Source organism: Thiospirochaeta perfilievii (assembly GCF_008329945.1).
GTDB classification, from domain to species: domain Bacteria; phylum Spirochaetota; class Spirochaetia; order DSM-2461; family DSM-2461; genus Thiospirochaeta; species Thiospirochaeta perfilievii.
Genome location: NZ_CP035807.1, coordinates 682,788 through 704,955 on the forward strand (window position 1 = coordinate 682,788; position 22,168 = coordinate 704,955).

General features: G+C 34.7%; 24 protein-coding genes. All 24 read right to left on the reverse strand.

Annotated features, from left to right (window positions below):
* On the reverse strand, window positions 1-1,026 hold the full coding sequence (gene fliG, locus EW093_RS03130) for a flagellar motor switch protein FliG (protein WP_149566991.1): 1,026 nt from the start codon (window positions 1,024-1,026) through the stop codon (window positions 1-3).
* Window positions 1,027-1,033: 7 nt separating this feature from the next.
* On the reverse strand, window positions 1,034-2,737 hold the full coding sequence (gene fliF / locus EW093_RS03135) for a flagellar basal-body MS-ring/collar protein FliF (RefSeq protein WP_149566992.1): 1,704 nt from the start codon (window positions 2,735-2,737) through the stop codon (window positions 1,034-1,036).
* Window positions 2,738-2,783: 46 nt separating this feature from the next.
* On the reverse strand, window positions 2,784-3,125 hold the full coding sequence (fliE, locus tag EW093_RS03140; protein ID WP_149566993.1) for a flagellar hook-basal body complex protein FliE: 342 nt from the start codon (window positions 3,123-3,125) through the stop codon (window positions 2,784-2,786).
* Between the two features lie 6 nt (window positions 3,126-3,131).
* Window positions 3,132-3,590: a flagellar basal body rod protein FlgC gene (flgC, locus tag EW093_RS03145; protein WP_149566994.1), complete on the reverse strand. Its 459-nt coding sequence runs from the start codon at window positions 3,588-3,590 to the stop codon at window positions 3,132-3,134.
* Between the two features lie 13 nt (window positions 3,591-3,603).
* Entirely contained in the window at window positions 3,604-4,020 is a 417-nt protein-coding gene (gene flgB / locus EW093_RS03150) for a flagellar basal body rod protein FlgB (protein ID WP_149566995.1), read from the reverse strand.
* A gap of 62 nt (window positions 4,021-4,082) precedes the next feature.
* The gene (hslU, locus tag EW093_RS03155) at window positions 4,083-5,456 is read right to left on the reverse strand and encodes an ATP-dependent protease ATPase subunit HslU (RefSeq protein ID WP_149566996.1); all 1,374 of its coding nucleotides are present in this window, start codon (window positions 5,454-5,456) and stop codon (window positions 4,083-4,085) included.
* Window positions 5,457-5,987, reverse strand: a complete 531-nt coding sequence (hslV, locus tag EW093_RS03160) for an ATP-dependent protease subunit HslV (protein WP_149566997.1) — start codon at window positions 5,985-5,987, stop codon at window positions 5,457-5,459.
* Window positions 5,988-6,004: 17 nt separating this feature from the next.
* Window positions 6,005-6,877 carry a site-specific tyrosine recombinase/integron integrase gene (xerA, locus tag EW093_RS03165; protein ID WP_246745068.1) on the reverse strand — a complete coding sequence of 291 codons (873 nt, stop codon included), beginning with the start codon at window positions 6,875-6,877 and terminating at the stop codon, window positions 6,005-6,007.
* Window positions 6,874-7,818 carry a DNA-processing protein DprA gene (gene dprA, locus EW093_RS03170; protein WP_149566998.1) on the reverse strand — a complete coding sequence of 315 codons (945 nt, stop codon included), beginning with the start codon at window positions 7,816-7,818 and terminating at the stop codon, window positions 6,874-6,876. The genes xerA and dprA overlap by 4 nt, the downstream gene beginning before the upstream one ends.
* The gene (locus EW093_RS03175) at window positions 7,811-8,521 is read right to left on the reverse strand and encodes a tetratricopeptide repeat protein (protein WP_149566999.1); all 711 of its coding nucleotides are present in this window, start codon (window positions 8,519-8,521) and stop codon (window positions 7,811-7,813) included. The genes dprA and EW093_RS03175 overlap by 8 nt, the downstream gene beginning before the upstream one ends.
* Window positions 8,518-9,387, reverse strand: a complete 870-nt coding sequence (locus tag EW093_RS03180) for a tyrosine recombinase (protein ID WP_149567000.1) — start codon at window positions 9,385-9,387, stop codon at window positions 8,518-8,520. The genes EW093_RS03175 and EW093_RS03180 overlap by 4 nt, the downstream gene beginning before the upstream one ends.
* A gap of 5 nt (window positions 9,388-9,392) precedes the next feature.
* The gene (gene ftsZ, locus EW093_RS03185; protein WP_149567001.1) at window positions 9,393-10,526 is read right to left on the reverse strand and encodes a cell division protein FtsZ; all 1,134 of its coding nucleotides are present in this window, start codon (window positions 10,524-10,526) and stop codon (window positions 9,393-9,395) included.
* A 16-nt stretch (window positions 10,527-10,542) separates the two neighbouring features.
* Complete coding sequence (gene ftsA / locus EW093_RS03190; protein ID WP_187759809.1) at window positions 10,543-11,772, reverse strand: cell division protein FtsA; 1,230 nt, start codon at window positions 11,770-11,772, stop codon at window positions 10,543-10,545.
* A 4-nt stretch (window positions 11,773-11,776) separates the two neighbouring features.
* Complete coding sequence (locus EW093_RS03195) at window positions 11,777-12,523, reverse strand: cell division protein FtsQ/DivIB (protein ID WP_149567003.1); 747 nt, start codon at window positions 12,521-12,523, stop codon at window positions 11,777-11,779.
* Window positions 12,513-13,667 (reverse strand): putative lipid II flippase FtsW, encoded by a 1,155-nt coding sequence (gene ftsW, locus EW093_RS03200; RefSeq protein WP_149567004.1) that lies wholly within the window; start codon window positions 13,665-13,667, stop codon window positions 12,513-12,515. Before ftsW ends, EW093_RS03195 begins: the two co-directional genes overlap by 11 nt.
* Window positions 13,668-13,671: 4 nt before the next feature.
* Entirely contained in the window at window positions 13,672-14,751 is a 1,080-nt protein-coding gene (gene mraY / locus EW093_RS03205) for a phospho-N-acetylmuramoyl-pentapeptide-transferase (protein WP_149567005.1), read from the reverse strand.
* A gap of 40 nt (window positions 14,752-14,791) precedes the next feature.
* The gene (locus EW093_RS03210) at window positions 14,792-16,159 is read right to left on the reverse strand and encodes a UDP-N-acetylmuramoyl-tripeptide--D-alanyl-D-alanine ligase (protein WP_149567006.1); all 1,368 of its coding nucleotides are present in this window, start codon (window positions 16,157-16,159) and stop codon (window positions 14,792-14,794) included.
* Window positions 16,152-16,433, reverse strand: a complete 282-nt coding sequence (locus tag EW093_RS03215; protein ID WP_149567007.1) for a hypothetical protein — start codon at window positions 16,431-16,433, stop codon at window positions 16,152-16,154. Before EW093_RS03215 ends, EW093_RS03210 begins: the two co-directional genes overlap by 8 nt.
* Window positions 16,430-17,389 (reverse strand): 16S rRNA (cytosine(1402)-N(4))-methyltransferase RsmH, encoded by a 960-nt coding sequence (gene rsmH / locus EW093_RS03220; RefSeq protein ID WP_149567008.1) that lies wholly within the window; start codon window positions 17,387-17,389, stop codon window positions 16,430-16,432. Before rsmH ends, EW093_RS03215 begins: the two co-directional genes overlap by 4 nt.
* Window positions 17,389-17,826 carry a division/cell wall cluster transcriptional repressor MraZ gene (gene mraZ, locus EW093_RS03225; protein WP_149567009.1) on the reverse strand — a complete coding sequence of 146 codons (438 nt, stop codon included), beginning with the start codon at window positions 17,824-17,826 and terminating at the stop codon, window positions 17,389-17,391. Before mraZ ends, rsmH begins: the two co-directional genes overlap by 1 nt.
* Before the next feature lie 224 nt (window positions 17,827-18,050).
* The gene (locus EW093_RS03230; RefSeq protein WP_149567010.1) at window positions 18,051-19,649 is read right to left on the reverse strand and encodes a glycoside hydrolase family 57 protein; all 1,599 of its coding nucleotides are present in this window, start codon (window positions 19,647-19,649) and stop codon (window positions 18,051-18,053) included.
* Window positions 19,649-20,377 (reverse strand): DUF4912 domain-containing protein, encoded by a 729-nt coding sequence (locus EW093_RS03235; RefSeq protein ID WP_149567011.1) that lies wholly within the window; start codon window positions 20,375-20,377, stop codon window positions 19,649-19,651. The genes EW093_RS03230 and EW093_RS03235 overlap by 1 nt, the downstream gene beginning before the upstream one ends.
* Window positions 20,378-20,450: 73 nt before the next feature.
* Window positions 20,451-21,311, reverse strand: coding sequence for a class I SAM-dependent methyltransferase (locus tag EW093_RS03240; RefSeq protein ID WP_149567012.1), 861 nt, complete (start codon window positions 21,309-21,311; stop codon window positions 20,451-20,453).
* Window positions 21,311-22,168, reverse strand: coding sequence for a hypothetical protein (locus EW093_RS03245; protein WP_149567013.1), 858 nt, complete (start codon window positions 22,166-22,168; stop codon window positions 21,311-21,313). The genes EW093_RS03240 and EW093_RS03245 overlap by 1 nt, the downstream gene beginning before the upstream one ends.

The window sequence follows — 22,168 nt, forward strand, 5'->3', positions numbered from 1 at the left end:
TTAAACCAGTACGTCCTCTTCACCACTTCTGGCAATGATAACTTCACCTTGTTCCTCAAGTTTTCTAATAATTGAAACTATTTTCTGCTGGGCATCCTCTACATCCTTCCGTCTTGTAGGTCCCATATACTCCATATCCTCTTTTAATAGGGCTGCAGCCCTCTTACTCATATTTCTATATATTTTATCTTGAACATCCGCATCTACACCCTTAAGAGCTTTTGATAACTCGGAAGTATCAACTTCACGCATAATTTTCTGAATTGATTTATCATCAAGCATAACAATATCCTCGAATACAAACATTCTCTTCTTAATCTCTTCTGCTAACTCTGGATCATCCTCTTCTAGAACCTCAATAATACTCTTCTCTGTTGTTCTATCTACAAGGTTTAAAATCTCAACAATACTCTCAACACCACCAGCTGACGTATAATCTTCCTGGGATACTGATGATAGTTTTTTCTCTAGAACCCTCTCAACTTCCCTTAAAATCTCAGGGGATGTTCTCTGCATTGTTGCAATTCTCCTAGCAACATCAGACTGCTTCTCTGCCGGAAGTTGCCCTAGAATAATTGATGCTTTTGCCGGTTCTAAGTAGGCTAGAATAAGTGCAATAGTTTGTGGATGCTCCTGCTGAATAAAGTTTAAAAGATGGGCAGGGTCAGTTCTTCTAATAAAATCAAATGGTCTAGTTTGTAGGGAAGAAGTTAATCTATTTATTATATCAACAGCTTTTTGATTCCCAAGGGATTTCTCTAGTAACTCTCTAGCGTAGTCAATACCACCATTAGATATAAAATCCTGTGCTATCATTAACTCTTGAAACTCTGCTAAAACCTTATCTCTCTGCTCAGAATCGATATTCTCTAATCTGGCAATTTCAAAGGTTAATATTTCAATTTCATCTTCCCTTAGGTGTTTAAAAATTTCCGAGGATATTTCAGATCCAAGGGTTACAAGGAAAATTGCGGCCTTTTGCCGTCCTGTAAGTTCCTCTTTGTGGGTCTGCTTCTTCTTAGCCATCTATTTCCTACTCCTCTGATAACCAGGTTCTAATTAACTGTGCAACATCTTCAGGGTGTTCCCGTGCCACATTTATAGCCTGTTCTTGCATCTCTAATCTTGCTCTATCTTCAACCGACATCTCTACTTCCATGCCATCTTCTTCTGCACTTCTAAGAGCAGCTTCCCTCATAGCCTGGTGCTGTCTAGCCATCTCTTCTTCTTTTAATCTTCGACGTCTTTCAAGCTCTTTTGAAACCATTCTCATAATAACAAAGATGATAACTATTAATACAAACCCTAAAACAGAGAAAAGTAAAATCTTTTTTCTATTTTGTGCATCTCTTTCTAATTTATTCTCTAACTCAAACTCACTAGTTCTATCAAACTGTATTGCTTGAACAGTAACTGAATCACCATTTTGAATATCATAATTTATTGCATGTTTAATTAACTCTTCAGCTGCTAATATGTCTTCTTTTGTTAGTGGTATAAACTTTCTTACAATCTGACCATTCTCAATTAGAACATTACCATCTTTATCATACTGTTTCTCCCACTTACCATCAATATTTACAGCTACAGAAGTTCTCTCTTTTTTCCACTGACTCTTAACCTGTTTAGTATTAACAGTATTTACAACTTTATTTACAATCTCGCTACTTTGATTATAAGTCCCAGCCATTGTATCTAACTCTTGATATTGGGGAGGTGTTTGTCCCTCGGCTCCCGCCGGTCCTTCTGGAGTAAATCCTGAACCTTGAAATTCTGTTTTATTTATCTGTCTAGATATCTCAATAGACTCTTGGTTAACCTCTTCAGAGTAACCTGTAGCAGGATTATCCTTAGTTGTAATTATTGGGGTATGTTCCTCCTTATCAACTTCAACAACATCGGTATTCAGTGTTATATCTAAGTTAACTAGGGCTACCCTATCCTCTGTAAATATTTCAAAAAGAGCATTCTCAATTGACTCTTTATATTTTAATTCAAATTTAGTTTTTTGGTCCATCTCCTTGTTACCAAGGGCTAACCTATCAAACTCTGCCATATCCTCATCAGATACATTTAGGATCTTACCAGTCGATCTATCAACAATTGTAATATTATCCTTATTAAGGTTTACAACAGAGGTCATTATTAACCTCTCAACCCCTTGGATTTGGGATCTATCACTTGCAAAGTTTGAACCGTGTTTTATACGAAGGGATACTGATACAGTGTTTGGTTTTTGATTCTCTTTAAACAACTCTTTCTCAGGAATTACAATTGTAACAGATGCATCATCTATACTATCTAAGGTTTCAATGTGATACTCTAATTGGGTTTTAACCCGCATCTGAAGTTTTTGGTCTTTGTCCCACTGGGTTTCAGTAAAACTAGGAGTACCTAACATATCAAAACCGGATACTGAACCTGGAACACTATTTGTTGCAACAAGTTGAGTTCTAATTTTTTTTGCTAAATATTCACTCTCTACCATAATCGTTCCATCGGAGGATATTGTATATGGCTGATTCATATCATTAAGTGTAAACAGAAGCTCCTGATTAGCCTCTTCAGACAGACCTAGATATAAAGGTTTAGCAGATGTTCCTGCATTTACACCTACAACAGCCGATAAAGCTCCTATAACAACTACAACAATTACAATCAATATAATTTTTTGTACTAATGACCACTTACTCCATAAGCTAGTGATTTTAGAAATTATTTTTTTAATAAAATCCACTGTTACTCCCCTCCCAAAAAAGAAACTATTTTAAATACTGTTTATATTAACGTAGAGATGTTATCTCTTTATATGCTGATACTGCCTTATCTATAACCGCCTTAGTTACATTTAATGACATCTCGGCCTTTGCCATGGCTATTGTTAAATCATGGGTATCAACAGAGTCTGGATTTGTAATCATCTGCTGCATTAAATCTGCAGACTCCATCTGATCACTATTAACACCATTAACAGCCTCTAACATAAGCTCTTCAAAAGTTGCTCCATCACTATTTGTTAACGGAGTTTTTTCTCCATCAATATTTAGATGAAGAGGATTAGTTCTTTTAATATCTACCAAGTCGCCTGAAACCTGATTATTACTTAAAACGTCTAAAATACTCATACTCTATTATCTCCCAATTTCTAAAGCTTTATTAAACATTGCCTTTGTACCTTCAATTACAGAGACATTGGCTTCGTAGGCCCTTGAGGCAGAAATCATATCTACCATCTCTGTAACTGGGTTTACATTTGGATATAAAACGTAACCCTTTTGTGGCCCTACCTGAATTGCATCAGGATGGGTTGGATCCCAAACTTGTCGTAATTCAGCATCCATATCCTCTTCTATCTTCTCAACTTTAACACCCTTACCAACACCGTTGTCCAAGTCCTTTGGTTGAAAAGGGCTATTCCAATATGGTTGCTCTACATTGCTTTTTAATACAACCCGGCTTCTTCTATATGGTCCACCATCAGATGTTCTAGTAGTCTCTGCATTTGCAATATTATCAGATATTACATCTAATCTTAATCTCTGTGCTGTTAACCCTGATGCAGCTGTATTTATTGAACTAAACATACCCATAATCTATAACCCCTTATTTTACTACCATATTAATTTTCTGAAACTGCTCACTAACAGCCTGAGTAAGTAGTTGATACCTCATCTGGTTTTTAACGACATCCATCATCTCAACTTCAATATCAACATTATTCCCATTACTATCAGACTGGGTAGTATAATCTAAAACCCTTCTTGGTTTTATAGTTTTGTAATCCACAGTTCTATCAGCAGGAATATGTCTTTCATCTGTCATTGTCATTTTAAAAGTGTTTTTACCTTCACTAGCTAATGCTTTTGATAAAGACTCCTCAAATGTTACATCAGTTCTTTTAAAATTTGGTGTCTCCGCATTTGCTATGTTATTAGAGATAACCTCTCGCCTTAAAAGAGATACATCCATAGTTCTTTGCAAAACATCTAAACTTTTTCCAAACGTTGTATTATCAAACATATTATACTCCCTGCTAAACTCTTAATCTTAATTTCGGTATTTAAATAAAATTATTAACTTTTTTATAATATATACCGACTAAGGTCCCTATCCTGGGATAGATCCTTTAATCTCTCATCAACAAACTCTTTAGTTATCTCAATCTTTTCACCCTTAGTATCAGGTGCATTAAATGAGATATCTTCCAATAGATGTTCTAAAATTGTATGAAGCCGTCTAGCCCCAATATTTTCAGTTTTATTATTAACATCAGCGGCAATCTGGGCAATTCTTTTAATTGCTTCATCTTTAAATATTAGTTCCACATCTTCTGTTTTTAATAGCTCAATATACTGCTTAGTTAAGGATGCTTTAGGTTTAGTTAATATTGCCTCAAAGGCTTTTGCATCTAAGTCCTGCAGTTCAACCCTTAGTGGAAAACGCCCCTGTAACTCTGGTATTAAATCAGATGGCTTGCTCATACTAAATGCACCAGCAGCAATAAAAAGGATGTGGGAAGTATCTACAATACCGTGCTTAGTATTTACTTTTGATCCCTCAACAATTGGTAAGATATCCCTTTGAACGCCCTGTCTTGAAACATCCTGTCCCCCGGATCTACCACCTTTTGCTGCAATTTTATCAATCTCATCAATAAAAATAATACCCATATTTTGAACTCGATCCCTAGCTATATCAACAGCATTATCAGTATCTATTAACTTATCCCTCTGTTCAGCAAGTGTAATTTCCCTAGCCTGTTTAACAGTAACAATTCTCTTTTTTTTGTTTCCACCTGGGGATAACATACCAGTTATAGCTCCGATATTCATCTCCATATTCTGGAACTCACCACCACCTAAAATTTCAAATGATGAAGGTTTAGATACAGAGATCTCAATCTCTTTATCCTCAAGTTTTCCCTCTTTGAGCATTACTCGAAACTTCTCTCTAGTACTATTCTCTTCTATAGGTTCTATAGATTTATCTGGGTTACCAAATCCAACATCCTTCTTTTTATCCTTGCTAAGACCAGGAAGCAGATAGTCTAGTAAAATCTCCTCAGTACGTTGTTTTGCATCCTCTTCTATACCGTCTTGCATCTCTGTTTTAACCATAGATACAGCTGATGCCATTAGATCTCTAACCATTGATTCAACATCTCGACCTACATAACCTACTTCTGTAAACTTAGTTGCTTCAACCTTAATAAATGGAGCCTTAGCCAGCTTAGACAACCTTCTTGCTATCTCTGTTTTACCTACACCTGTAGGACCTATCATTATTATATTTTTAGGAGATACTTCATTTATCATATCTTCATCTAAAAGTGCCCGTCTCATTCTATTTCTAAGGGCTATAGCTACGATTTTTTTTGCAGAATCTTGGCCAATTATATATTTATCTAGTTCATTTACTATAGATTTAGGAGTACTCTCTTCCATGTTAAGTTTCATTTATACCACCTCTAAAATTATATTATTATTTGTATATATACATATGTTCCCTGCTATATGTAGGGATCTTTTTGCAATCTCACCAGCATCTAAGTCTGAACTATCTAAAAAAGCAAGTGCTGCAGCATAGGCAAAATTACCACCACTACCAATTGCAATTGCTCCATGTTCAGGCTCAATAACATCACCATTTCCACTTAGAAGATATATTTTATCTTTATCAGCTACTAGTAACATAGCCTCTAGTTTTCTTAAGGCTCTATCAGTTCTCCACTCTTTTGCAAGTTCAACTGCAGCCCGAGTTATATCACCATTAAATTGATTAAGTCTATCTTCAAAAAGTTCTTCTAATGTAAATGCATCTGCTGTTGACCCAGCAAAACCTACAACAACTTTTCCACCATATATTCTTCGAACCTTTCTTGCATTACCCTTCATAGTCGCATTACCTAGGGTTACTTGCCCATCACCAGCTAATGCTATTACACCATCTTTTTTAACTGCTAAAATTGTAGTTCCTCTAATATCCATAATAACTCCTATTCTCTCTAACTTTTTTTGCCATGGGGATGTGCTCCCCTATATACCTGCCGAAGTTTTTCTATTCCAGTATGGGTATATATTTGAGTTGTTGAAATACTCTTGTGCCCTAATAACTCTTGGACCACTCGAATATCCGCTCCCTCATTTAAAAGATGGGTTGCAAAAGTATGCCTAAATGTGTGGGGGCTTACCTTTTTATCCATTCCGACTTCACGTACTCTCTTCTCAATTAGGTAATAAACACCACGGGTAGTTAGTTTATCCCCCATAAAATCAAGAAAGAGAGAGTTTATCTTTCCCCTATCCTTTAACATCTCCTCCCTTAAAGGAAGATACTTTTTAATTAAGTTTTTAACATCCGGGGTTAGATAGACGAATCTATCCTTATCACCCTTTCCGATAACCTTAACTCGGCTCTCACCATTTTTAACCTGATTAACAGTTATTCCAACTAACTCGGAAACCCTGCAACCAGTACTGTAAAGGGTTTTAAAGATTAACTGATCCCTAATATGGAAAAAGTCATCCCCCCCATTACTAAATATTTTCTCCAAATCCTTAAAAAAAAGGTAGTTTGGTAATTTACTCTCTTGTTTTAGGGATTTTATCTGGTTAAATGGGTTATCCTCCCTTACTCCAGTTAAAATCTCAAATTTATAATAATTTCTTATAGCACTTAAATGTCTATTAACAGTTGAGGCTTTTAACCCTCTTTTTTGTAGAAGAACAAGATAACGTCTGATTATACTACGTGTAATATTATTATTACCATCTAAAAATGTGAACCATGATTTTAAATCTCTTTTATAACTAATTAAAGTATTATTACTTACGTCTCTAACATTTTTAAGGTAGCTAATAAAATCATCTAAGTTCATAACCTAAAATAACACCCCTTATACTTAATAATAGCTCCATCAAGTTCAAGTTTTATAATCTCTTGACTACTAAACTGACTACTATCAAATTCAGGAATATACAACTCCCTATTAAAATCCATTAAAAGAGGCAGAGCGGAATCAATTTTTTTTGCTCCATCTTTATAATACTTATCACTTCCTAAAAATTTTTTATCATTAACACCTACAGAGTGAACATATACACTTCTTCCATTGTTAAGAGCAAAATCCCCAGTTATTAAGGAACCTGATTTTGTTGGTGCTTGAACAATTATTAGGGAGTTTGAAAGACCAGCTATAACTCTATTTCTTTTTGGAAAGTTAAACTTTAAAGGAGACTCTCCTAGGGGAAACTCACTAATAATAGCCCCGTTACTCTGTAAAAGATCACCTGCAAGGGCTTTATTACTCTTAGGATATATTGTATCTACCCCTGAACCTAATACTGCAACACTCTCTCCACCTGTTACTAAATTTCCCTTATGGGAAGCACTATCAATACCTAAGGCTAGTCCTGAAACGACTCCAATATTACCACGACCTAGATCCATTCCCAGTTTAAAAGACTCATGAAGACCTCTAAGGGATGGCTTTCTTGTACCAACAACAGATACTAAATCTTTTTTTAAAGAGTCTAAATTACCCCTAACATAGAGTAAAAATGGAGGATCATAAATATTTTTAAGATTATCAGGATAACTGCTATCTACTAGGGAAGTAATTTTAATATTCCCCTTTGTTATCCCTTTTTCAATTAATGAAAACCTGCTAAAGGCGTGCCCCTTTTCAAGGTTAAACTCTTTTTTAAGTTCATCTGTTTCACAAAGATGTGATAATTCCCTTAAAGAATAACCCCAATTTAGAAGTGCTATTTTACTATTATTACTCCCTTTTAATAGGGATATTAGAACTCTAGTCACTAGTTAACCTACTTAAAACTTCATCCCTATGGGTTGTTGCCCTAACAATGTGGTCATCCTTTTTTGATTGACTTAAAACACTATCATATAGGTCTAAGGCCTCATTATACTCTCCATCTTTTTCATATAACAGGGCTCTTAATAACATGGCATCAAACTCCCTAGTAGAGATACTTATTAGACGATCTAAAAGATCCTTAGCATCATCTGGTCTATCAAATTCATATATATATAAAATTGATAGGGCATATAAACCTTTAACAAAGCCGGGGTTAAGTTGAATTGAGTACTCATGGCTATTTAGTGCTCTTTGTAAATAATCTCTTTTAACACTTTCCACATCCTGACTAAGTGCAAACTGACTAGCGGCAATACCCCTATAGTAGTGTAACATCTCACTATTAGGATAAAACTCAATCGCCTTGCTAAAGTGCTCATAGGCTTTATAATACATTTTATAATGCATCATCTTAACACCTAAAGCCCTATGGAAGTTCCCAATTTTTTGATACTTCTCAAGGGTAGCATCTAGATCTTTCTCAAGTTTTTTAATATTAGCTGTTAACTCTTGAACCCTCTCATCCCTATTAGACTCATTATTATTCTCAGTTTCATACACCTGGTTAGATAACTCTTTAACTTTTTTACTAGAACAGGAAAATGTTACTAATACAATAGTTAATAAAATTGCATATTTTTTCATACTCCCTCCGGATGGTAGGTATTAAAGGCTTTTTCAAGCTCATTACTACTTAAATGGGTATATATTTGGGTTGTTCCAATATCACTATGACCTAAAAGTTCCTGTACAGATCTTAAATCAGCACCACCAATTAGGAGGTGAGTTGCAAAGGAGTGTCTTAAAGAGTGAAGCTTTCCTTCTACACCAGACTTTGCGCAGATTGTTTTAAAGTTTTTCCACATACCCTTTCTAGTTAAACGCTCACCTCTACTGTTAAGAAATAGAGCCTCGTTTCTATGACTATTTGAAAGGTGAGGTCTAGACTCATCTAAGTATTTTCTAATCCAGTAGATAGCCACATCCCCAAGGGGTACTAACCTCTCCTTATCTCCTTTACCCTTAACAAGCAGCACACCTTCAGCTAAGAATAGATTACTTTTATTAAGATCTACAGCCTCACTTACCCGTAACCCACAGGAGTAAATTAATTCATAGAGTGCCCTATCCCTTAATCCTGCACTGCTGCTTATATCAATAACACCTAAAAGTCGATCAACCTCTTCTACTGCTAAAACATGGGGGAAATGCCTTTTAAACCTGGGAGTATCAATCTTATCTAGGGGATTATCCCCTCGTACACCCTCAATTATAAGGAAGTTATAATAAGACTTTATAGCTGTATGGCATTTTGCAAGTGTTCTAGCTGTTAAAAGAGTCTCTCTCCTTGTTATTAAAAAATCAATAATTTGATCAACCTGTAGTTTTTCTGGATTTAAAGACCTATCAATACAGTAGTTATTAAGTTCCATAGCCTCATACATATAGGTTTCAACAGAACTCTCTTGTAGACGAATCTCAACTGTAAGGTAGTCTCTAAATTTCTCCATTATATCTAATTAATCCTCTGTCTCTCTCTTAATATAGTTGGAACATCAAAATCCTGACTAATAGAGAAGTTTTGTGTTAAGATGCTACTTTTACTCTTAGCCTTTTCGGTTTTTGCTTTAGGAGTCTTATTATGAGATGTTATCTCAAGGATTTCATCTTTATATGTATGATCTCCTCTAAATCCAGTTGCAACAACAGTTACAATAATCTTTCCATTCATAGTTTCATCAACAACGGTTCCAGATTTTATCTCGACTCTATCATCAACAGTGGATGTAATTATCTCATTAATCTCTTTATACTCAGTTATTGTAAGGGATTCATCACATCTAATATTTACTAAAAGACCTGTTGCACCATCAATAGTTGATTCATTCTCTAATAGAGGGTTTTTTATAGCACTAGTAGCAGCATCAATTGCTCTGTTATCACCAAAACCTTCACCAATGCCCATTAATGCATCACCCTTTCCCTTCATAGTACTCTCAACATCAGCAAAATCGATATTAATTATACCAGGAGTAGTAATAAGATCGGATATTCCTTGTACACCCATTCTTAATACATCATCAGCCATTAAAAAAGCCTCTTTTATTGATGCATTTTTATCAACAACATTAAATAAATTTTCATTCGGAATAGTGATAACAGTATCAACGATACTCTTTAAGTTATTAATACCATTTTCTGCATAGGACATCTTTTTTTCCCTTTCAAAAGCGAAGGGTTTTGTAACTACTGCAACTGTTAAAATATCTAACTCCTTTGCAATAGAAGCTATAACAGGGGCTGCTCCAGTTCCTGTACCACCGCCCATACCAGCAGTTATAAAGACCATTTTAGAGCCCCTTAACATATTTGTTAAAGTCTCCCGATCCTCTTCTGCTGCATTTTTTCCAACCTCAGGTTTACCACCGGCACCTAATCCTCCGGTTAACTTTGATCCTATAGCTAGTTTAATACTGGCTAAAGACATATTTAGGGCTTGTTGATCTGTATTAACAGCAATAAAATCTACACCTTTAACACCCTCTGATATCATACGGTTTACAGCGTTACTTCCACCTCCACCTACACCAATAACCTTAATAATTGTGCCTACAACCATTGGTTCATCATTAATATACTCAATATCCATTTACCCCTCCCAGACTTTAAATGAAGTGTTTAAAAACTCTTTTAAATAAATTCTCTTTTTTAGGACCACTAGAGTCCAAATCTTTTCTTTTAATTACAGTATTCTTATTTTTTTTCCCAATAAAAGATACTAAACCTACTGCTGTTGAAAACCCAGGATGTCGTAACTCCTCGGTTAATCCGGATACCCCTTGGGGTAGACCTATTCTTGTTTGTACACCTAGAATCTCTGTAGCCAAATCAGCAATCCCTGGTAGAAGTGAAGATCCACCAGTTAAAACAACTCCACCAGGATACTTATCACCAAAACCCTTTCTTCTAAGCTCAGTACCAATTATATTAAACATCTCACATGCTCTAGCTTCAATAATCTCAGCTAAATATGTCTTAGTTACAGTTAATGGAGGTCTTCCAGCTATTCCTGGAATTATTATCTCCGATTCGGAATCAACGTAACTAGCAACACAACACCCCTCTCTTAACTTAATATTTTCTGCAGATAGGATTGGTGTATTTAAAACCTTAGAGATATCATTTGTAAAAATATCTCCTCCCATAGGTACAACATTTGTATAATAAGGAGCTCCTCCATAGTGTAGTAAGACGTCTGTAGTTCCACCGCCAATATCAATTAGTAGAACACCTAACTCCTTCTCGTCCCTTGTAAGGACACATTCACTTACAGCTAATGACTCTAAAACTATCTCATTAACGTAGTAGTTTCCTCTGTTTACACACTTAACAATATTATCTGTGGATGTTAAAGAGCAGGTTATAATGTGAACCTCAGCCTCAAGTCTAACACCTATCATATTTACAGGATCATAAATTCCACTCTGCCCATCTATTGTATACTCCTGGGGAATAACATGTAGGATTTGCCTATCTAGAGGTATAACCAGTGCTTTAGCTGCTTCTAAAACCCTATCAACGTCGTGGGTAGTTATCTCTTTTCCCCGGTCTGTAACAGCTACAACTCCCTTAGAGTTATAACACTCAATACTACCCCCTGCAATTCCAGTATAAAGATGAGTAACAGTTCTACCAGCCATCTGTTCTGCAGCGGATATAGCACTGGAAACAGCTTTTATAGCCTCTTCCATGTTTGTAATTACACCAACTCTAACACCCTTTGACGGAGCACTGCCCCAACCAACAATATGAAGTTTACCAGAGGTATTATACTCAGCAATAACAACCCTAATTGTTGTTGAACCAATATCTAAACTAACTACTAAATCATCCAACAAACTACTCCTTTTCCCTATAAACAATTTCATCTTCTCTAAAATCAACCTGATCAACAGAGACAGACTCCCTCTCTAACAGGGAAATAACAACTATAATATTCTTTAATTCTGATGCTGTTAAAACATCTCTAACTACAGCTTTTATAGGTGAAAAAATAAAATGTAAAACAAGATCAAATGTTTTTTCACCCCTTTTTGTAACAATAATTTCACTAATAGAGGAGTAATACTCTGGAACACTGCCTCTAATATCCTTTAGGGACTTTAATAATGGAACTAAAACCTTAGGAAGTTCCCCACCTGTGGAAACCTTTCCAAAATCTAAATCCCCACTTAATACAGGAAGATTAATATCCTCTATCTCATTACCTATTTGAAAAACAACACCATTTTCATCAAAGCAGATAGGAATGGAGATACCACCCTGATCCACATAAGCAATAGCTAATGCCTTCCTACCAAATACAGTTATATTCAGAGTATCAGGAAAGGATTTTTCTACATATACTTTTCGAACTAAAGGCTCTTTTAATATTCTTTTTTCAATTATATCTGGCTTAATAAATAGGAAAGAACTAGAACTATTAAGCCCTGCAATATTCTCAATATTATTGGAGAAACTTATGGATGAGTCTAACTTTATCTCCTTAATAGTAAAAAAAGGCAGAACAAAGAAACCAAAAATTGATATTATGATCAATATAGTTAATAGAGTATATATAGAGTTTATAATTATTCTAGAATTCATCTTCTACCTCAACATCCTCAAACCTAGAGAGATTAAATAGAAAACCAACCATTATCATAGTAACTAAAATTGAAGTACCACCCTGGGAGAAAAATGGAAGAGGAATACCTGTTGGTGGAAGAAGTCCTGAAACAACACCCATATTTAACATTGCTTGGAAAAATATGGCACAACTAAAACCTGCTCCCACTAAAACCTTAAAGCTAGAGTCTTGCCTCTTGGCGATTGAAATACCCTTTAAAAAGAAAATAACAAAAAGGGTTATTATAGCAAAAACTCCAATTAAACCCGCTTCCTCACCTACAACTGTAAAAACAAAATCAGAATGAGCCTGGGGTAATGGTCCTAGTTTTATATTTCCAGCTCCTAATCCCTTCCCGGAAAAACCACCTTGATATAGAGCCTTTAATGATGTTAAAACCTGATATCCACTAGCTAAGGGATCTTTCTCAGGACTTAACCATGAGAGGATCCTACGAATTCTGTAGGGCTGGACCATAATAACTAATGAGGCAACAAGTAGACAGAATCCCGATATAATACCAATAAAACGGATTTTAACCCCTGATAAAAACAGTAGAATCAGTGATAGAGAGAAAACAAAAAAGCTTGTAGAGAAGTCATTCTGAATAATAATTATCCAGGATGAGAAACCAACAACAATAAGGGCTGGTAAAATTGTCCTAGACATATCATTTATCATACCCCTCTTTTTATCAAACATTCTAGCAAGATAGATAGTTAGGGTTATTTTTACCAACTCAGATGGTTGAAATTTTATACCCGCAATTTCAAACCACCTAGTCCCTCCAGATATTGTTCTACCTAGACCAGGTATAAAAACCAATAGATTTAATATTAAAGAGATCAGGAGAATAAGGGATGCAAACTTCTCAAAAAAATCAATATTAATAAATGTAATCAAAATAGCTAATATAACACCTAAACCTAAAAATTGTAGGTGCCTATAAAAAAAGTAGTATGGTCCCCTATCTACCTTTAGACTAAAATACCAAGAAGCAGAAAATAGAGATACAGCACCAATTCCAGCTAATAAGATAACGATCATTATTAGGTGTAAGTCTACGGACTTCTTAGATGAGATAGATTCAAATGTAAACTGATTTTTTATATTATTTGCCATTTTTTTATTGTGTTTTTAACATTGAAAGCCCAAGAATTGCTAACATTCCTCCAATAATCCAAAATCTATTTATAACCTTACTCTCAGCCCAGCCCTTTAATTCAAAATGATGATGTATAGGAGCCATTTTAAAAACCCTCTTACCTGTTCTTTTAAACCAAAAGACCTGTATTATTACAGATAGAGTCTCCATAACAAAAACTCCACCAATAATCAAAAAGAGAACCTCTTTCTTAACAATAATGGATATAACACCTAATACTCCACCTAATGCAAGACTTCCTGTATCCCCCATAAAAACCTGGGCAGGATAACAGTTAAACCATAAAAACCCAATACATGCCCCAACTAATGCAAGACTAAATACAGTTAACTCCCCACCACCTGGGACAAAGGGGATATTAAGATATTCAGAAAAATCAGGTCGCCCCGATAAGTATGTAATAACAGCTAAGGCTATAGTTGCAAAAAGAACTAATCCTGTAGCAAGACCATCTAAACCATCTGTTAAATTAACCGCATTAGATATCCCAACTATATAAAAAACAATAACAGGGATCATAAAAATACCTAGGTCAATAACATGACGTTTTAAAAATGGGATATAGAGTTTTGAGAACTCCTCACTGCCATGTAAATATAATAATATTGCCACAACTGAAGCTATAAATACCTGACCAATTAGTTTAAACCTACTTCTTAATCCCTCGGAACTCTTTCTTGAGATTTTCAAATAATCATCTAAAAAACCTAAAAAACCAAAGGAGACAAATGCTCCAATTACAAGCCATGAGTAGAAACTTCTAATATCCTGCCATAGAACTACTGATATAATTACAGAGACAATTATAATAAAACCACCCATTGTAGGAGTCCCTGACTTTTTTAAGTGGGACTGGGGCCCATCATGCCTAACCTCTTGTCCCATTTTTATTTTAGTTAAAAACTTAATAATCCATGGCCCTAGAATAAATGAGATTAAAATTGCAGTCACCGCAGCATAGGCTGAACGAAAACTGATATATTGAAAGATATTTAAAAAGGATACACTATCCTTTAATGGATATAATAATGCTTTAAACACGAATCTCCCCCCTAGAATCGAAAAAATATATAATTAAAAGCTAAAGTAAATTATCAGTAATTCCCTCTAAGCCTATGCCCCTTGAAGCTTTTAAAAGAACCAAGGAGCCAGAACCAACTAAAACGTCGACTCTATTTTTAAGGTCGTTAACATCCTTAAAGTAGTGAATGCCTACAACACTCTCTAATTCAGAAAAGACCTGTTCAAACTCTTTACCACAAAGGATAACTGTTTTAAACCGATCCCTTGCGAAGTTTAATATTTTATTATGCTCCAAATAGGAAGAGTCTCCTAACTCAAGCATACTACCTAAAATTACAACCTTCTCCTTATCCCATTTAGTAGATTCAAACATTTTAAGTGAGCTTAACATAGAGTCTGGATTTGCATTATAACAATCTCTAATAACCCAATTTTTCCCATTTAAAACCTCTCCACGACCAAACATTGATGGAAGATTTTCTAATCCTTGGGCTATAAGCCTAGAAGGAACGCCTAATTCCCTAGCACAACTTATAGCCATAAAAGCATTTAATAGATTATATCTGCCAATATATGGATATTTAACAGTTACATCTTCATATTTAAACTCCCAACCATAAAAACCTAAATCATTTATATTTGATATAAAATCAGGGTTATCACTTACAGTTAGAACACTACCATTTACTTCAGAAGAAAGGTAGCTGTAATAATCATCCCAACCCGGAATAATACCAATATTATCCCCTGTAAAGTTTGCAAAAGAGTCCTTCTTCTCCCTTGCTATACCATCTCTTGATCCAAAAGAACCAATATGAGCGGTACCAATATTTGTAATTATAGAAATATCAGGGTTAATAATATCAACAAGGGCTTTAATCTCCCCTGGGTTACTCATCCCCATTTCTAATACTGCTAATTCATTCTCCTCTCTAACCCTAAAAACAGTTAAAGGTAGCCCAGTTTCAGAGTTAAAATTTCCATCTGTTACCAGGGTAGGTTTATATAGCTTTAAAATTGAGCCTAAAACCTCTTTTGTTGTAGTTTTACCACTACTACCAGTTATAGAAATAACCTTTAATTTTGGAAATTTCTCTATATAGTGATGGGCCAATTTATGTAGAGCCTCTAAACCATCGTTAACTATAAAAAAAGTAGCTCCATACTCAGCAGCTAATTTTTCAATCATCTCCCTATTCTTATCAAAGTAGAAAGAAGATACTAAGGAGCTAACAACCCCTTTTTTTAAACACTCTTCTATATATAAATTCCCATCTGTAAACTCCCCTTTTAAAGGAATAAAAAGTGAACCACCTACAGCTAATCTAGAATCTATTATAACTCGGTCAACAACACCATCTTTATAACCTACGGCTTTGGCCTCTAGAGCATTTAATATATCATAGTGGGAAAAAAGCTCAATCATCTAAACCTATCACCTCTAAACGAACAATCTGGCCACCACCAATCTTCTTTAATCGCTCATTGGTATCTATATACTCAAAAACCCTAGCTGGTGACTCTAGCTCAGCTACACGATTTATCAGCTTTTTATTATTTTGAACCAACTCTTCCTGGCTATTTATTAAACCTCTAACCTCAAAATACTCCATCATATACCTTTCAGACTGTAATACATTAACAAAGAGGAATAGAGGAACAGATAAGGTTACAATTATAGCTAAAAAAGATCTTCTCATCCCATAACTTCCCTAGCTTCTGTAAGCTTTTCAATAACCCTTAACTTTGCACTTCTAGAAGGAGGATTTAGTTTAATCTCTTCCTCTGTAGGACCTATAGGTTTCTTTGTTAATCTTTTAACCTCAGGCTTCCCTCCACACAGACATCTTGGGTAATTATCAGGACATATACACTTTTTTGCCCTATCCTGGAAAAAACGTTTTACAGCCCTATCTTCTAAAGAATGGAAGGTAATGATACCAAACCGCCCTCCAGGTTTTAATATCCTTAAAGCGTCTTCTAAAACCCTGTCTAATCTATATAGTTCTGAATTAACCGCGATTCTTAAAGCTTGAAAAGTTCTAGTTGCAGGATGGGTTTTTCCATGACGTTTATCAGGTGCAAAACATCCACGAACAATATATGCCAACTCATCCGTTGTTTCAATAGGTTTTATCTCCCTTTGAGCACATATTTTTCTTGCTATTTTCCTTGATAATTTCTCATCACTAAAATCATATATTAAGTTTGCTAAAGTCGTCTCATCATAGGTATTAACAATGTCCCTAGCACTCTCTACAGTGTTTGGGTTTAACCTCATATCAAGGGGTTCATTCTTTTGAAAAGTAAAGCCTCTTCCACTTTTTTCGTAGTGAAAAACAGAGATTCCTAGATCCAACAGAATCCTATCAGGTCTCTCATAATTATAGTTATCAAAATTCTCAAAAAACTCATTAAACCAGGTATTTTCAAAATTAACCCTATCACCAAAGGGAGCTAATCTCTCCTTAGCTACACCCTGAATAACATGATCAGCATCTATTCCAATAACTTTCATAGTAGGAAAATTTGTTAAAAACATATTTGAATGTCCACCCTCACCCATTGTTCCATCAACAAGTAGTTGATCTGGTGCAGACGGTTTTAAAAAACCTAAAACCTCATCCATTAAAACTGAATAATGTACAATATCCATTAAAAATCCAATCCTTCAAGAGCTTCATTAAGATCCTCTTCAGTCTCTCTTTGGTACTCTTCATACGCTTCCACATCCCAAACCTCAATATGGTCATCAAGGCCTAAAATAACACACTCTCTTACAACATCTACTGACTTCATAACCGAGGCAGAGAGTTTAATTCTACCGGCTTTGTCAATATTAACTTCTTGAGCAGGAGCGATCAGTCTTCTTTGAATAAGTCTGGATTGTGATTTAAATAGAGAACTATTCTCTTTTACTAAAGCCTCTAGCTTCTGCCAAGGCTCAGTTGGGAATAACCATATACAGCGATCGACGCCCCTAGTTTGAACTAGGATATCATCTGGCAGAGAAGCCCTGATTTTTCCAGGAAGAAGTAGTCTTCCCTTATCGTCAATAGTACCGTTGAACTGGCCTTTTATCTCATATCCCATCTAATTACACAAAAATCCTACAAATTCCCACTTTCTCCCACTTATATCCCTAATAATGACACTTAGAAATTCAATTGTCAACGAAGAAAAAAAATTTAGAATTTAAATTAAATGCCGATAATAGATAGAACTATACAGGCGTTAAGTAAAAAAATATTTTATTAGAATAAAAAAAAAGAGAGTGGAAAAACCACTCTCTTACTAATAATTATTACTATTTAAAACTAAATCTTTTGAAAAACTAGATAGTTTATATCCTTAAAGAGATTATTCTTTTTTTCTAACTTAGTTAACCATTCAGTTTTTACCACATTTTCACACAAGGAATCGTAAATTTTATGAAAATTTAGTATATGAGTTTTAACACGCTTAGTAGCGTATGGAACTGTAGTTCCTGTTTTTAAAATTAAAGGCCAGTCCGAGGCTTGAGCAAGTAAAACTTCCCTAGCTGCTTGATTTAAAGCCCTTCTTTTAAGGCCTGTAGCATCAGGGTACCTCTGGGTTAGTTCAACCATTTTCTCTATAACTTTAAATAAGTGTCTATAAATCCAATCATTAGATCCATCTAACCATACCTGACTATATCCCTGTTCCCCCCAACTAGAATATACAGGTTCAACAGTTTGATTCTCAGGGTAAGATTTTAAATACTCAAGAGGTGTACAATAATCAAATATATCACTTTCAGATATGGAGACTAAAAGTTTCTCAATAAATTGGGGACCTTCAAACCACCAGTGACCAAATAACTCAGCGTCATATGGACATGTAAATAGAGCAGGTCTATCATCAAAAACTTTTCTAACTCTATTTACCATCTTCTCTCTATTATATAGAAAGTTATCTACATGTTCCTCGATCTTTATCTCAGCCTTAGCTGGGTTGTATAACTGCTTAGTTTCAGAGCCTGTAATAGCGTAATACTTAAACCCGGTATTAACCCTAATATCATCATCTTGAATATATGGTCTTATATAGTCTATAGGAAGATCAAAACCAATATCCCTATAAAACTCTCTATATACAACATCTCCTGGGTACCCATCAATAGGGGACCATATATCCCGGCATGACTCCTTCTCTCTTGGGAATACCGATACTCCATTTGGACATGAAACAGGGGCAAATACACCTTTATCAGGAGTTGTATCACTATACATTACCCCATGGGCTGATGAAATATAGAATTTTAAACCAGACTCTTTTAATATTTCTTCTAGTCCAGGGAAATACCCACACTCAGGTAACCAAATACCAGAGGGCCTTTCAGCAAAAACCCGTCGAAATGAGTCAACAGCTGTAACTATTTGTGCTCTAATAACTTCAGGATACTCTGAAAAGTTAGGTAAAAAAGCATGGGTTGCAGCACTGGTAATTAGTAATAAGTTCCCCTTATTAAAATAGTGTTTAAAACCAATAGTTATATCTTTATTATATAAGTTAACAAAGTCATTATAATTTTCTGTAAATAGCTTCTGGTACATTATTGCCATTTTATGTTCAGCAGGATTACTTCTAGTTCTAATAATCTCTTTTTCCGCTAACTCTATAAGGGAAGATAAGTGATCTAAATACCTCTCTTGTAGAAATGGATCAACTAACATCTCAGTTAGTGTTGGAGAGAATGATATAGTAAGTTTAAAATCTATACCCTTAGACTCAAGATTTCTAAAAGTTCTTAACAGAGGAAGATATGTCTCACTTATAGCCTCAAAAAGCCACTTCTCTTCTAAGAACTTCTCATACTCTGGATGCCTAACAAATGGAAGATGGGCGTGTAAAACTAAGGATAAAAGTCCCTGTGAATTTTCAAAAGATCTCATTATTCCTCCTCATCCATACTATCCATAGGTAGTATTCTATTTAAACTTTTTCTACTCTCTTCTATAATATCGCAATTAGAATAGCCACTTAATTCTACAATTTTTTTAAGCTTAGCATTATCATCTAAAACGTAGTTTATATGGTCTCTAGTAGTTTTCACAATCCTACTTCTATCAATAATAATCTCTTTTGAATCGGATAAGAGTACAAATTCAACACAGTAGAACGACTCTTCATGGGGGAGACTAACATACCTACTAGTCTCTCCTTTTTTTATCCCAATATCAAAAAAATCAACAATAGCATCAGTAGAATACTCAGCTTCATCTAACTCAATGATTCTTAGGATATAATTTACATCCTCTAACTGGTTCTGGTACTTTAAATTTAGTGAATCTTTAATATCCCACATAATAAAACCCCAGGAATTATCCCGTAATAGGAAATGAAGCATATTTTCATTATACCTATCTGGTAAAACCATCTCTTCATCAACATCGTAGGCTAAATCAAGTTCTTCATTAATTGTTACTGAATATTTTTTTGATTCAATTGATACGGCTAAATTTAAAAGAGACTCTTTCTCTATACGATCCTCTTCCATTACCTCAATAATAGAATCAATCATTTTTGAACGATCCCAATCCTGCTTTACTCTAATTCCAATTTTCTTGGAAAGATTAGCTAAAACATCATCACTTAATAACTCTAAACGCTCTATAGTCATATACCATCCTATACTAAGGAAAACAAATTTTTTTTAGATATTAAAAGTATGTTATGAAAATGATGAACCAGTGTCAAGGGTCGATATAGATAGGTTTCACAGCTTTGATAATGACTACATCTCCAAAGCCCAGGGGTTTTGCAAGTCTATCTAGTAATAATTTAATTAGTTTATGATAGCCACTATTTGCACACAGACCTCCCCAGGTTTTATGTCTTTCTACTTTAAAATTATTCTGTGTAAAAAGACGCTTTAGGGTTTTTATAGAGAATAGAATTAAGTGATCAGGAATAACTGACCGCCATTTATCTTTAAACAGTTTAGCTTGAAATCCGGAAATATTTGGAGTGGTACAATAAATAACTCCTCCAGGCTTTAATAAAGAGTATATATCTTTAACAAAATCATCAGGATTATTTATATGTTCAATAACATGGGATAAGTGTATTACATCTAAGGACTCTTTTTCTATAGGAGCTTCATTAAGTGTCCCATTAAAGATGTTTACACCCCTAACTCTATTTCCATACTCTGCAGCTCCCTTACACACCTCAACACCGTAGGTTTCCCATCCAAGCTCCTTCATGTGGGAGAGGAATAGACCTGTTGCACAGCCGATATCTAAAATCTTCTTTTTACGTTCCATTACAGGGTTAAAGTCAAAAGAAACATCCTTTAATCCAAGAATCATTAAATTTAGAAAGGAGTCTTCGTTCTCTATTTCATACTCAAAATAGTCATCATCATATCTACTAGTAACATCTGAGGCTACAGGCTGAGGATTTTGATATATAAGGGAGCAGTTACAACATTTTTTATAGCTATACTCCCTATCCATATCCCAAAAATCAATAAACTTATCATCTTTACAAACAGGACAACTAATAACTTCCTGTCTCTCTAAAATACTTGGTTTTGTAGAAAATGTTTTCATTATTTTACTACCACTGGATAGGATCTTGATGCTTCATTACCTTCTATATCCTTTATTACTATCTCTATTAAACTGCTACCGGTAGTAAGGTATACATCCCCACCATAGAGTAGAGTACCTCCAGAGATTATGTCTTTAAGTGGAACATCACTATTCCCGGAGAGGTATATAGTTTTATCAATCTCTTTTAATGAACTAAAGGATGTATTATATCTCTCAAAACCATCTACAAAAACATTAACACTAAAGGGAGTAAACTTCTTATACTTACCCCTAATTCTTACAACATCCCATGCATCTATATAAATCCTTGATAAACCTGGGTTTAAACTTATATTTCTTGTTAACTTGCCCCTAGTTTCAAGATTATCTATATAGACACTACTTATAACAGGTTTTCTATCATCTAATAAAAAGGGTAAAATTTGCTGGGGATTAATATATGAATCTTTTTTATCATCATATAAAGAGAAGATAAAAGAGTCATATACCCCTGAAGAGACCCCTATTAGTTCAGACTTAGATAAATTTTTAGTTTGTGTAAAACTATCACTTGTAGAGAAGTTTCTATATATAGACTTAAATTCTCCTACATGTTTAAGAATTAAAATATTTCCCTCTTCACCATTGTAATCTAAATCACCAAACTCAAAACTGTCCTGGTAAAATACAATTTCACCATCTGTTATAGGGTAGATAGCTTGATTTTCGCTATCAAATTCAATTCCATCTAATATATTATCCCCTGTAAATGATCCAAAAACTGATGATAAATAGTCCTTATTTGATGGCCACTGGTATGAAAAAACTGCCGTTATGGCAAAATAAAGTAAAAATAATAGAACAAATTTTCTCAC

Bases quoted from the DNA above. Each gene is read 5' to 3' on its own strand.
- flgB (WP_149566995.1), bottom strand. From the start codon at position 4,020: ATGTTTGATAATACAACGTTTGGAAAAAGTTTAGATGTTTTGCAAAGA.
- EW093_RS03175 (WP_149566999.1), bottom strand. From the start codon at position 8,521: ATGAAAAAATATGCAATTTTATTAACTATTGTATTAGTAACATTTTCC.
- fliE (WP_149566993.1), bottom strand. From the start codon at position 3,125: ATGAGTATTTTAGACGTTTTAAGTAATAATCAGGTTTCAGGCGACTTG.
- EW093_RS03235 (WP_149567011.1), bottom strand. From the start codon at position 20,377: ATGACTATAGAGCGTTTAGAGTTATTAAGTGATGATGTTTTAGCTAAT.
- rsmH (WP_149567008.1), bottom strand. From the start codon at position 17,389: ATGGATATTGTACATTATTCAGTTTTAATGGATGAGGTTTTAGGTTTT.
- EW093_RS03195 (WP_149567003.1), bottom strand. From the start codon at position 12,523: ATGAATTCTAGAATAATTATAAACTCTATATATACTCTATTAACTATA.
- EW093_RS03180 (WP_149567000.1), bottom strand. From the start codon at position 9,387: ATGGAGAAATTTAGAGACTACCTTACAGTTGAGATTCGTCTACAAGAG.
- mraZ (WP_149567009.1), bottom strand. From the start codon at position 17,826: ATGGGATATGAGATAAAAGGCCAGTTCAACGGTACTATTGACGATAAG.
- EW093_RS03230 (WP_149567010.1), bottom strand. From the start codon at position 19,649: ATGAGATCTTTTGAAAATTCACAGGGACTTTTATCCTTAGTTTTACAC.
- xerA (WP_246745068.1), bottom strand. From the start codon at position 6,877: ATGAACTTAGATGATTTTATTAGCTACCTTAAAAATGTTAGAGACGTA.
- flgC (WP_149566994.1), bottom strand. From the start codon at position 3,590: ATGGGTATGTTTAGTTCAATAAATACAGCTGCATCAGGGTTAACAGCA.
- ftsZ (WP_149567001.1), bottom strand. From the start codon at position 10,526: ATGGATATTGAGTATATTAATGATGAACCAATGGTTGTAGGCACAATT.
- hslU (WP_149566996.1), bottom strand. From the start codon at position 5,456: ATGAAACTTAACATGGAAGAGAGTACTCCTAAATCTATAGTAAATGAA.
- ftsW (WP_149567004.1), bottom strand. From the start codon at position 13,667: ATGGCAAATAATATAAAAAATCAGTTTACATTTGAATCTATCTCATCT.
- EW093_RS03215 (WP_149567007.1), bottom strand. From the start codon at position 16,433: ATGAGAAGATCTTTTTTAGCTATAATTGTAACCTTATCTGTTCCTCTA.
- fliG (WP_149566991.1), bottom strand. From the start codon at position 1,026: ATGGCTAAGAAGAAGCAGACCCACAAAGAGGAACTTACAGGACGGCAA.
- EW093_RS03240 (WP_149567012.1), bottom strand. From the start codon at position 21,311: ATGAAAACATTTTCTACAAAACCAAGTATTTTAGAGAGACAGGAAGTT.
- EW093_RS03210 (WP_149567006.1), bottom strand. From the start codon at position 16,159: ATGATTGAGCTTTTTTCCCACTATGATATATTAAATGCTCTAGAGGCC.
- hslV (WP_149566997.1), bottom strand. From the start codon at position 5,987: ATGGATATTAGAGGAACTACAATTTTAGCAGTTAAAAAAGATGGTGTA.